Raw genomic sequence first — 11269 nt, forward strand, 5'->3', positions numbered from 1 at the left:
ACATCGTCGTCGCTTGCCCCGGTCGCCTCGAAGACCTCATGAAGCAGAAGTTCGTGAGCCTCGACGCCATCGAGATCACTGTCCTCGACGAGGCCGATCACATGGCCGACCTCGGCTTCCTGCCCGTCGTCACCCGCATCTTGTCCGCCACCCCGGCCAACGGACAGCGCCTGCTGTTCTCCGCCACCCTGGACAACGGCGTCGACAAGCTCGTCAAGCGTTTCCTCAAGAACGAGGTCATGCACTCCGTCGACGAGGCCAACTCCCCCGTCGCCGCAATGACGCACCACATCTTCGACGTCGACGGCGTCGAAGCCAAGAAGGCTCTCGTCGAGAAGCTCGCGTCCGGCACCGGCCGACGCATCCTTTTCATGCGCACCAAGCACCAGGCTCGCAAGCTGGCTCGCCAGCTCACCGAATCGGGTATCCCGTCCGTCGACCTGCACGGCAACCTGTCGCAGGCTGCTCGTGACCGCAACCTCGCCGCATTCTCCGCCGGCGAGGCCCGCGTTCTCGTCGCCACCGATGTTGCCGCTCGCGGCGTTCACGTCGATGATGTCCAGCTGGTTGTCCACGTCGATCCCCCGGCAGAGCACAAGGCGTACCTGCACCGCAGTGGCCGTACCGCTCGCGCCGGTAGCGCCGGTGACGTTGTCACCGTCGTCCTGCCGGAGCAGCGCAAGGATCTCGCGATCCTCATGCGCAAGGCCTCCATCAAGGTGACCTCGATTCGTTCGACGGCCAACTCCGAGCACGTCATCGCGCTTGTCGGCGACATCGCCCCGCACGTCACCCCGGCCCCCAAGGCGCCGGTTCAGCCGCAGGGCCCCGGCCGCGGTGCGCGCCCGGCACGCGCCGGACAGGCACGTTCCGGACAGGGCGGCCAGGCACGTTCCGGACAGGGCGGCCAGTCACGTGGCGCCCGCACCGGCGGCGCAGGCCGTCCCCGCACCGGTGGCGCACGGCCCGCAGCACGCTAAACGCCTGCCTTACAACTCAATACGTTTCGAAATGGACAGCGTCGGCCAATGGCCGGCGCTGTTTCCATCCGAAGCGTTCGAGGTCCGGAACCTGTTGGAACTCGGTCACTTTCCCGATACACAGCCAGGCGATAGGCCTCACCGGCGCCGGAATGTTCATCAGTTCGGTGAGATATGCCTCGTCGTAGAACGACACCCACCCGATCCCGATGTCCTCGGCGACCGCCGCCAGCCACAGGTTCTGAATCGCGAGTACCGCGGAAAACAGTCCCGTGTCGTCGACGGTATGACGACCGAGGATATTGGGGCCGCCCCGCGACGGGTCGTAGGTGACCACGATCCCGGTGCCACTTTCCGTGATCCCCTCGATCTTGATGGGATCGAATGTTTCGCGCCGGTCCTCAGGCAGAGACTTCGCGAAATTCACCCGCGCATCCGCCACATGGGCAGCAAATGTCCCGAGTGTTTCGGGCTTGCGGACGACGACAAAATCCCAGGGTTGCGTGTTCCCGACGCTCGGTGCCCGGTGAGCCGCGCCGAGGATGCGCATCAAGACGTCGTCCGGGACTACCTCGCCTGAGAACTCTGCGCGCACATCACGTCTGCGCCGGATCGCTTCGTATACAGATACCGCTGATTCACTCACGCTCCGACGGTATAGCGATGTAATCCCAACATGGCGTCCGGGTGGGGTTCGACGCCGACGCCTCGAACACACTCGCGCAAGGCCTCGCCTACTGCCACACTGTCCATACCCGTGCCAATCACAACCAACTGCGTTATTCGAGGTTCACCGGCCTTCCAGCGGAGCGGCGAGATCCGCACATGATCCCCCACCGTCTGAACCTCGAATTTGCCTGTGTACCCAGGAATCTCGAAGTTCAGGTATCCCTTGATGCGGTAGACACCTGCCGGTTGATTCTCGAGAAACCGGGTGACCGCCCGTGCGTCGAGAGCGATGTCGGAGACAAAGTCCACGGCCTCGTACTGAGTGTGAGTGTGGTCGTGATGCTCACCACGAAGCAGGTCGTCAAGGCTCAGCTGCTCGCCGGGAGAAGGCTGCGAGGACGCCGCGAAATCGAAGAGCAGCGCGGGATCCACATGCGAATGGGTAGTTTCCACCATCGGCGCGCGCGCATTGAGCCCGCGAATCATGTCCGTGAATGCCTCGCGCTCGGCCGCGTCGATGCAGTCCGTCTTGTTGACTATCAGTAGATCTGCCAAAGCGACGTGCTGATCGAGTTCGGGATGCGATTGCCGCGTCTCACGGAAGTTCGCGCCGTCGACGACAACCACCAACCCGCCGTACTCGACGAGGGAGTTCTCGCTCCCGAGCACCAGTCGAATCATGGTGCGCGGCTCCGCCAGTCCGCTGGCCTCGATGACGATCACGTCGACCCCGGACTGGCGGTGAGCCAATTTGTCGAGCATCTCGTCCAGATCGGAGACGTCGACAGCGCAGCACAGACACCCGTTGGTGAGAGCGAGCGTGGAGTCGACTTGGCCGGCCACCATCATGGAATCGATGTTGACCGCACCGAAATCGTTGACGATCACTCCGATGCGCACTCCGTTGTTGTTGTGCAGGAGATGGTTGAGGAGAGTTGTCTTTCCCGAACCCAGGAATCCTGCCACCACGATAACGGGGATCTGCTTCTTCACCCGAACTACTCTATTGGAACAGCAGGGGCTCTACTTGAAGCGCGGGGCTCTACTTGAAGCACAGGGGCTGAACGTCCTGCACCCCTTCGGTCGTCGGTGACGTCAGAATCGTGCAGGCGTTGTAACCCTGCGCCTCGGCGACCCGTCGGATCTCACTCCAGCCGGCTGCGTCCACTACCGGAGAACGTGAGAGCACAAACCCGGACAATCTCAGCGGATCACCCACAAGTGCCCACGAGTAGTCGTCGGCGATGTACGTGACGATGTAGTTCGGCGGCCCGTCCAGACCCTCCTGCGTGGGCACACCTGGGAAGCTCACATGCAATTGCGCATTCGTTACCAAATCGATAACTCGCGCATTACCGACGATGCCGCCCTGCTGCCCGGTCCAGGTTGTGCAAGTATTCCGAACACTCACATTCGACGCATCAAGCACCTCGTAGCGAGCCTGCGTGTCCTTGGCGCACATCAGATTGAACGGTTGCGGCACCGCCGCCAACTGGTACCAATCGCCCACGTAGCGCCCCACATCGAGGGATTGCACTGGTTGCAGGGGTTCCCAGATGGGCGCCGCCTGCGCCGTGCCAGACAGTCCCGACAAGGCACAACACAACACTGCCGTCACAATTGCACTTTTTCCCGACCACTTCATGTCCCACTCCTGCTCATAACATCGACGTTCACCGAGTTGCGCTTCCTCATAGACATTCGGAGCCGACTACCGATCGGACTGGTGATATGTAAAACTACTTTTGGTTTGTTATGGACCTTCATAGCCGACCTTCTGTAGTCTTTGCTCTACGGTAACTGGTATCTGGAACGGAGCTTCAGACATGAACGTTGTCGATTTGGGACTCGAGCGTACGAGGTACGCCGTCATCGACGAGACCATCGAATCCCGGTGGCGCCGCGTCACCTCGATGCAGCACGACACCGTAGCCATAGTCACCCCGCGCGACCAGATCACATTCGCCGATCTCGAAGTGCGCGCCGACGCGATTGCCCGCGAACTGGATATCCGAGGCCCTCACGGGAGCTGCCCGGTCGCAGTAGACCTCGAGCCCACCGCCGAGTCCGTCGTCTCCCTACTCGCAACGCTGATCTCCGGCCGACCGTTGGTCATGATCGATCCGCAACTGCCCGACGCCCGACGCGAACACATTCTGGCCACCTCGGGAGCCGTCGCCCTGCACACCGTTCTCGGAGAAGCTGCAGCAGCCGAATTCCGGTTCGGCAACGCACTCGAGCCCCTCAGTTCCGATCCCGCGATGATCGCATTCACCTCCGGCACCAGCGGCGCTCCCAAAGGTGTTGTACTGAGCCACTCGATGTGCCTGAACAAGGCCGACGAACTCGCCGCTGCAATTGATCTGCGTCCGGACGATCACATCGGAAACCTTCTGCCGGTCAGCTTCGGCGCCGGTATCACCGCTCTCATCATGGGATTGATGAACGGCGTCACCGTGTACTGCTGGGACCCGCGGGTCGACGGCACATCCAACCTGGACCACTGGCTCCGCAGGAACGCGATCACCACAGCCCACTGCGCGCCCTCCTTCCTGCGCGCCTGGACTGTCGCCGAACCCACTGATCGGCGCGATAGTTCCGATAACACTCTGCGCGTCGTCGTCACGTACGGCGAGGCCGCGCACGGACGCGACTACCAACAACACCGCGATCACGGATTCTCGGATGTCACCTACGTCAACTGGATGGCCACCACCGAGACCGGCGTGGTCGCGTACAACGCCTTTCCTCCTGGTTCGGCATTCCCGTCGGGCATCGTCCCGGCCGGTCGTGCACGCGACGGGAAAGACGTCCAGATCGTCGACCTCGAAGGCAACCCGCTCCCCGACGGCGAGGTCGGCGAGATCCACATCATCTCCAGCGACTTGGCCGACGGCTACCACGGCGATCCTGAGCGGACAGCCCAACGCTTCACCCCCATCGCCGGCGGTGTCAGCCGCTATCGGACCGGCGACCGTGGATGCATCGACGCCCAGGGGGAACTGCAACTCAAGGGCCGTCTCGACGACGCCGTGAAGATCCGCGGGTATCTCGTCGAACCCACCGAGGTCGACGCCTCACTTCGCGCGATCTCCGGCGTCGTGGACGTTGCCGTTATCGTGCGAACCGAGAACGACGACCCGGTACTGTGCGCATACATCGTCAGCAATCCCCATCGAATTGCCTTGTCCCCGGCCGAAGTTCGACGCGAACTGTCCCAACGGCTGCCGGGCTGGATGGTTCCCCGCCACATCATCATGCTGACTTCGATCCCCCGCAACGAACGCGGAAAGATCGACCGCGCCGCACTTCCCGCACCGGCACCCGTCGCCACCACGACGGCCGCACCCACGCTGGAAACCATCACCGAGTTTCGCATTGCCATCATCTGGTCCAAGATCATCGGCCTCGAAAGCTTGGACCGCGACGACGATTTCTTCGCGCTCGGCGGCGATTCACTGGCTGCAGCCGAGATGCTGACTGCTGTTCGAGCAGCGGTCCTGGTCACCGTCACCGGTGCCCAATTTGCCACGGCCACCACCATTCGAGAACTGGCAGCGCTTGTCGACGCCATGCTCTGGAACAAGAAGCGTGACGAGGGCCGGGCTTCCGACCTGGTTCCGCTCACCACCGAAGGCTCTCGAACCCCGCTCTTCCTGATCACCGGTGCCGGAGCGCCGGCGCTGAGCTTCCTCGCAATGACGCAGGCAATGTCCGGAAACCGACCGGTGTACGCCCTGCAAGCGCATGGAATGGAATCGCGCGGACTACCCGATCGAACCATCTCCAAGATGGCTGATCGGTATATGCGTGAGATCAGGAAGGTCCGGCAGCACGGACCCTACGTCCTCGGTGGCTACTCGCACGGCGGTTTCGTAGCCCTGGAAATCGCCAGTCGCCTTCACGACGAGGGCGAGACCGTCGAGCGAGTTGTCATTCTGGACACCCACCTGCGCGAGAACATGATTGCGCCGAACCCTGACGCTGTGCTCGAAGCACAAGGCCCCGAAACAACAAGCCCCGAACCCGTCCTGAATGCGCGAGCACGCACGTCGCGGAAATCGGTCCTGGGGATCTGGTTCCGATACCAGTTTGCCGGCGTCCTGCAGTTCGACACCTCGATGCAGTGGTATCTCTTCTATCACCGCGGACTTGCCTCGCTTCGAAACTATGTCCCGTGCCCGTACCGCGGCGCGGTAACCGTCATCCGTGGTGAGGACAACCGTCAGAGCGCCGCTGACTGGTCGGCGGTCGCAACGGGCCATGTCACCTTCGAAGACATCCTCGGCTCCCATGAGGACATCTTGCGGGCCCCGTACGCAGTTGCTACCGGCGAGGCCGTCGAGCGCGCGCTCGCATAAACCTCCTGCAGCAGGCGTGTCCCCTTAACCGCCTGCTGCGGTGAGCACTACCAAGCTCGAGACACGAAAAAGCTCCTCACTCGCGAAGGTTCGCAAGTGAGGAGCTTTGTCTTGGGTGGAGCTAAGGGGACTCGAACCCCTGACCCCCACACTGCCAGTGTGGTGCGCTACCAGCTGCGCCATAGCCCCGTATTCAGTTGATCTTGCAGGCGACTGTTCTGCTTTCCGCTTGCTCGAAGAAAGTTACACCACTTGCGCGTCGGGCTACAAATCGGCTGGTCAGAAGGGTGCGGCCGCTCTCACTTCAGAGCGGCCGCGACCGCCTCAGGAAGTGAACTGCGAGACCCAGTCACTGTTCTTGGTGCTGACGATCTTGCCGTCCGCAACCACCGTCGGGGTGCCTGTGCTGCCGGCAGCCGAGAGCGCTTCACTGGCTGCTGCAGCGTTGGCCGCAGCGGCCTCTACGTTCACTCCCGAGGAGATACAGGTGGCTGCGGCAGGAGACGCACCGTTCTCGGTGGCGAGGCTCGCCAGTTCGTCATTGCTGTGATCACTCTTTCCGCTCTCGGCCGGCTGGTTGTCCGGCGAGAACAGTGCCGTGTGCAAGCGCGAGTACGCGATGGCGTTGCCGTCCTGCGCGACACACATCAATGCAGCACCAGCGCGGGTGGAGTAATCGCCGCTACTCGATGCCTTGTTGAGGAAGTTGAGCATGTGATAACGAACGGCGATGTCACCGTTGTCGATTGCCTCCGCGACTGCCTGTCCGCTCAGGTGCTCGAGTGCGGCGCACGCCGGGCACAGCGGATCCTCGAAGATGTCAAGAGTGGTACGCGCATCGGGCTTTCCGAGCAGTACGACGCCGTTGGCCTGGACCGTGACCACGACCTCGGAGTTCTGCACCGAGCCGTAGCCCTCGTTCTGCACTTTGTTCTTGCTGCTCTGCCACCAGATGCCGCCGAACACCAAGGCTGCGATGACTACGATCGCCAACCCACCGATGATGTAGGTAGGACGACTCGATACCGGTTCCGGGGTGTATTTCTTGTTCTGGGCGCTCACGCTGATGCAGTCCTTCGTGCGTCGGTAGTTTTGTTTACCTTGCCACTGAAGACTGAGCGTCAACTGAGAAACCCACACGTGATCCCTGTCCCAATGCCAGCGGTGAGCGCGGGAAGACACACAACCACGCTGCCAGCGCCAGGAAACCTAGGTCTCGCAAGATCTCGCTGAGGTAGTCCCACGCGCCCACGTCGGCCGCTCCGCCCCCACCGAAACAGCCGCAGTCGATGGACAATCCCCGGGCCCACACCGAAATAATCACGCCGATCAACACGACGAGCACCAGCACGGAGACAACTGCCGACCCCCGGACCGCAAGACCGACGAGCAGGAGCAGTCCGAGGATGATCTCGATCAACGGCAATGCCATCGCAACGGGACCGACGAGGCTCTCGGGCAAAAGTTGGTACGCCCGGACCGCGATCTTCGTCTGCACGGGATCGAGGAACTTCAGCCCACCCGAAATCAGCCAGACTGCCGCCAAGCCCAACCGGGCCACAAGACTCACGATGCGAATCGCCACGAGCCGAGCCTACAGAGCGAGCTAGTGAGCAGGCTCAGAGCTGGCTGCCTTGGCTGTCACTGCCTTCGCCGGCACCAGAAGCCAACCCACCGTCGCGAGAACAACCACGGATCCCATCGCGGCGAACGCCACGGAGTACGAGAAATTCTGAGCCAACAGGCCGGCGCAGATCGGTGCTACAACCCCTCCGACATCGGACATCATCTGGAACACCGCCAGAACCGGGCCTCCGCGAGCCTTCGAACCGACGACGTCGGCAACTGCTGCCTGCTGCGACGGACTCATCAAACCCGAACCCGCGCCGGTAATCGCGGCGATCACGAAGAACGCAACCAAGTTTTCGGTGAATCCGATCGCGATAGTGCCAAACCCGCACACGAGCAGGCCGGCGATGACAAACGGTTTGCGTCCGTACTTATCGGAAAGCCGACCGGAAAACGTCAGAATCAACGCATTCCCGACGGCGAAGACCGCCAATGCATAGGCCGCGACCGAATCCTCGCGCCCCAGCGCCTCCACCACGAAGAGCGGAACCATGGCGACGCGGACACCGAAGATGACGCCACCGAAGGCCAGGTTCGAGCCCAGCGCTGCCCGGTACACCGGCGAACGCAATCCTTCGGCCAGGGTCATCGGCGTGACGACCTCACCCTTCTCCGGCGACGCCAGATGCGAGCCACGCAAGCTGACAAACACCACCGCAGCAGCGACGACAAGCGTGACCGCGTAGATGATGAACGGCATCCGCAGACCGAACTGCAGGAGAGCACCACCGAAGATCGGACCCGTGATCGAGCCCATCAGGAAACTCGTCGCGTAGAGACCGGAGACCCGGCCCCGACTGTCCGGCGGCGAGATCCGAATGAGCAACCCCAGCGCGGAGACCGTGAACATCGTCGAACCGATACCGCCGACCGACCGGAACAGCAGCAACTGCCAGTAGTCCTGCGCAAAAGCACACGCACCGGTGGACAACGCAACGATCAGGAGACCGGTGATGTAGACCGGCCGCTCACCGAGCTTTTGCACCAAAGTGCCGCTCATCGGCGCAAACACCAATCGCATGAATGCAAACGACGAGATGACGACGGTGGCGGCGGTAACCGATACGTCGAAGCTACGGGCGAACTGCGGTAGTGCCGGGGCAACTACACCGAATCCGAGAGCAATGACGAAGCTGGCGGAAACCAGTACCCAGATTTCCTGTGGCAGTCTGGCTGCACGAGTTTTCATGTCGCCCAGGATTTTAACCGGCCTTCAGGACACTCGACACCAGGTCCCTGGCAGCCGCCTGAACCTGCGCCAGATGTTCGGCGCCCTTCATCGACTCGGCGTAGATCTTGTAGACGTCCTCGGTGCCCGACGGTCTCGCGGCAAACCACGCATTCTCGGTGGTGACTTTCAAACCGCCGATCGCGGCGCCGTTTCCGTGAGCTGCCGTGAGCGCCGCAGTAATCGGCTCACCCGCCAATTCGGTAGCAGTGACCTGATCCGGCGACAGTTTCGCCAGCACCGCCTTCTGCTCGCGGGTCGCCGGAGCATCGATGCGCGCATAGGCGGGAGTGCCGAACTTCTCGGTCAGTGCCGTGTAATGCTGCGACGGCGTCTTGCCCGTTACTGCTGTGATCTCCGACGCCAGCAGAGCAAGGATGATCCCGTCCTTGTCCGTCGTCCACACCGAACCGTCGTGGCGTAGGAACGACGCACCCGCGCTCTCTTCGCCGCCGAATCCCACGGAACCGTCGAGCAGACCCGGCACGAACCACTTGAAGCCGACCGGAACTTCGAGGAGTTGACGCCCCAACCCGTCGACAACCCGGTCGATCATCGACGAACTCACCAGAGTCTTGCCGACTTTGGTATCGGCGCCCCAGTTCGGCCGATGAGCGAACAGGTACTCGATGGCAACGGCCAGATAGTGATTGGGATTCATCAATCCGCCATCGGGTGTGACGATGCCGTGGCGGTCGGAATCGGCGTCGTTGCCGGTGGCGATGTCGTACCGATCACGGATCCCGATCAGCGACGCCATGGCGTCCGGTGAGGAACAATCCATGCGGATCTTGCCGTCGGTGTCGAGGGTCATGAATCGCCACGTCGGATCGACCAACGGATTCACCACTTCGAGATCGAGGCGATGCGTTTCTGCAATTGCGCCCCAGTAATCGACGCTCGCTCCGCCCAACGGGTCTGCGCCGATCCGGATGCCCGCGTCGCGGATCGCTGCCAGATCGAGCACCGACGGGAGATCGTCGACGTAGTGACGCAGGAAATCGTATCGCTCGACGCGGGCGTGTGCCTGCTTCGCAGTGACGCGTCGTACGCCCGACAGTCCGTTTCTGATCAGTTCATTGGCGCGCGCAGCGATCACGGATGTGGCATCGCTATCGGCCGGGCCGCCGTGCGGAGGGTTGTATTTGAATCCGCCGTCACGCGGCGGATTGTGCGAAGGCGTGACGACGATTCCGTCGGCTCTGGCTTCGGGACGAGTAGAGTTGTAACGCAGGATCGCATGGCTGACAGCGGGCGTGGGTGTGTAGCCGTCGCGCGAATCAACCAGCACCACTACATCATTGGCAACCAGAACTTCCAATGCCGATGTCCAAGCAGGCAAGGAAAGCGCATGGGTGTCGCGTCCGATGAACAACGGCCCGTCGATGCCCTGCGACGCTCGATACTCGACAATCGCCTGCGTCGTGGCAAGAATATGAGCTTCGTTGAACGCGTTGTCGAGACTGGAACCGCGGTGGCCCGATGTCCCGAATACCACCTGCTGCAGAGGATTCTCGGGGTCCGGCGTGCGGACGTAATAGGCAGTGACCAGATGCGGTACATCCACCAGATCCTGTGGCAGCGCCACCTGTCCTGCTCGTTCGTGCGCCACGACTCCCCCTAATCACGGTGGTCGGCCACGAAGCCGACACGACTGAAGCCCATTCTCTACTCTGTGATCTGAATTCCCAACCAGGCAGCAGTGAGACCCACGACAAGACTGACGATGATGTACACCAACGAGAGAGCCGTCTGACGCTTCTCGAGCATGCCGACATTTTCGGTCGAAAAGGTCGAGTACGTGGACAAACCGCCACAGAAGCCCGTTGCAAGCAAGGCGGCCATCGGGGTGGAGAGCGTTGCGCCGGTGAACAATCCGAGCAGGAAGCAACCCAGGACGTTAGCCGCGAATGTTGCGGCCGGAAATCCCTTGTAGGCAGGGACGTATTTCGCAAGCAAGTATCGGCCGGTCGCTCCGGTACCGCCGCCGAGGGCTACGAGGAAAACGGTCATGCCGACACCTCATCCCTGCCGGTGTCCTTGATTCGCATCCACCGCTCGCCCAGTTCTTTGCCCAACGCTGCGGCAAGAATGGCCGGAATCAAAGTGCCGAGCACGTACAGGATCGATCGAATCGGGCTTTCGGTTATCGCATGAACCGCAAACAACGAGAACGTCGTGAAGCCGCCGCAAAATCCTGTTCCGAGGAAGAGGTACCACCCCTTGTCGTGAACCAACAGTTCGGCAAGGATTCCGAGGGTCAACGATCCGACCACATTGATGACGAGCGTCGTCCAGATATGTGGAAACAACTCGCCCAGGCCATATCGTGTCAGCGTCCCCAGCGCGCCGCCGGCTGCCACTGCACCGATGGCCGCCGGTAGTTTCAATTCACTCACGCT

11 protein-coding genes and 1 tRNA gene are annotated in these 11269 nt (G+C 62.0%); 2 read left to right on the plus strand and 10 right to left on the minus strand.

Annotation, left to right across the window (positions count from 1 at the left end; genetic code table 11):
* Nucleotides 1-980 (plus strand): DEAD/DEAH box helicase (locus QM600_RS22275; protein ID WP_283263712.1); only part of this gene is annotated, 980 nt, incomplete at its 5' end.
* 16 nt (nt 981-996) lie between these two features.
* Here QM600_RS22275 and bluB read toward each other — a convergent pair.
* The 3 genes from bluB to QM600_RS22290 are packed head-to-tail and all read right to left on the minus strand — an operon-like array spanning nt 997 to nt 3294.
* Nucleotides 997-1626 carry a 5,6-dimethylbenzimidazole synthase gene (gene bluB, locus QM600_RS22280; RefSeq protein WP_283263713.1) on the minus strand — a complete coding sequence of 210 codons (630 nt, stop codon included), beginning with the start codon at nt 1624-1626 and terminating at the stop codon, nt 997-999.
* Nucleotides 1623-2642: a CobW family GTP-binding protein gene (locus tag QM600_RS22285; RefSeq protein WP_283263714.1), complete on the minus strand. Its 1020-nt coding sequence runs from the start codon at nt 2640-2642 to the stop codon at nt 1623-1625. The genes bluB and QM600_RS22285 overlap by 4 nt, the downstream gene beginning before the upstream one ends.
* Nucleotides 2643-2691: 49 nt before the next feature.
* A complete protein-coding gene (locus QM600_RS22290) occupies nt 2692-3294 on the minus strand; it encodes a lipocalin family protein (RefSeq protein ID WP_283263715.1) in 603 nt (200 codons plus the stop codon).
* Between the two features lie 181 nt (nt 3295-3475).
* Here QM600_RS22290 and QM600_RS22295 point away from each other — a divergent pair, with 181 nt between their 5' ends.
* Complete coding sequence (locus QM600_RS22295; RefSeq protein ID WP_283263716.1) at nt 3476-6010, plus strand: alpha/beta fold hydrolase; 2535 nt, start codon at nt 3476-3478, stop codon at nt 6008-6010.
* A gap of 116 nt (nt 6011-6126) precedes the next feature.
* Here QM600_RS22295 and QM600_RS22300 read toward each other — a convergent pair.
* The 7 genes from QM600_RS22300 to QM600_RS22330 form a co-directional block, all read right to left on the minus strand.
* Nucleotides 6127-6199 (minus strand) — tRNA-Ala (locus QM600_RS22300).
* A 135-nt stretch (nt 6200-6334) separates the two neighbouring features.
* A complete protein-coding gene (locus QM600_RS22305; protein ID WP_283263717.1) occupies nt 6335-7072 on the minus strand; it encodes a DsbA family protein in 738 nt (245 codons plus the stop codon).
* Nucleotides 7073-7106: 34 nt separating this feature from the next.
* Nucleotides 7107-7595, minus strand: a complete 489-nt coding sequence (locus QM600_RS22310; RefSeq protein ID WP_283263718.1) for a MauE/DoxX family redox-associated membrane protein — start codon at nt 7593-7595, stop codon at nt 7107-7109.
* A gap of 21 nt (nt 7596-7616) precedes the next feature.
* The gene (locus QM600_RS22315) at nt 7617-8828 is read right to left on the minus strand and encodes an MFS transporter (protein WP_283263719.1); all 1212 of its coding nucleotides are present in this window, start codon (nt 8826-8828) and stop codon (nt 7617-7619) included.
* Nucleotides 8829-8841: 13 nt separating this feature from the next.
* Nucleotides 8842-10479 (minus strand): phosphoglucomutase (alpha-D-glucose-1,6-bisphosphate-dependent), encoded by a 1638-nt coding sequence (pgm, locus tag QM600_RS22320; RefSeq protein ID WP_283263720.1) that lies wholly within the window; start codon nt 10477-10479, stop codon nt 8842-8844.
* A gap of 56 nt (nt 10480-10535) precedes the next feature.
* Nucleotides 10536-10880: a fluoride efflux transporter CrcB gene (gene crcB, locus QM600_RS22325; protein ID WP_283263721.1), complete on the minus strand. Its 345-nt coding sequence runs from the start codon at nt 10878-10880 to the stop codon at nt 10536-10538.
* Nucleotides 10877-11266: a fluoride efflux transporter FluC gene (locus QM600_RS22330; RefSeq protein WP_283263722.1), complete on the minus strand. Its 390-nt coding sequence runs from the start codon at nt 11264-11266 to the stop codon at nt 10877-10879. Before QM600_RS22330 ends, crcB begins: the two co-directional genes overlap by 4 nt.
* Between the last annotated feature and the right edge of the window lie 3 nt (nt 11267-11269).

Source organism: Rhodococcus sp. IEGM 1379 (assembly GCF_030056815.1).
Taxonomy (GTDB): domain Bacteria; phylum Actinomycetota; class Actinomycetes; order Mycobacteriales; family Mycobacteriaceae; genus Rhodococcus_F.

Bases quoted from the DNA above. Each gene is read 5' to 3' on its own strand.
- QM600_RS22315 (WP_283263719.1), bottom strand. From the start codon at position 8,828: ATGAAAACTCGTGCAGCCAGACTGCCACAGGAAATCTGGGTACTGGTT.
- crcB (WP_283263721.1), bottom strand. From the start codon at position 10,880: ATGACCGTTTTCCTCGTAGCCCTCGGCGGCGGTACCGGAGCGACCGGC.
- QM600_RS22290 (WP_283263715.1), bottom strand. From the start codon at position 3,294: ATGAAGTGGTCGGGAAAAAGTGCAATTGTGACGGCAGTGTTGTGTTGT.
- QM600_RS22295 (WP_283263716.1), top strand. From the start codon at position 3,476: ATGAACGTTGTCGATTTGGGACTCGAGCGTACGAGGTACGCCGTCATC.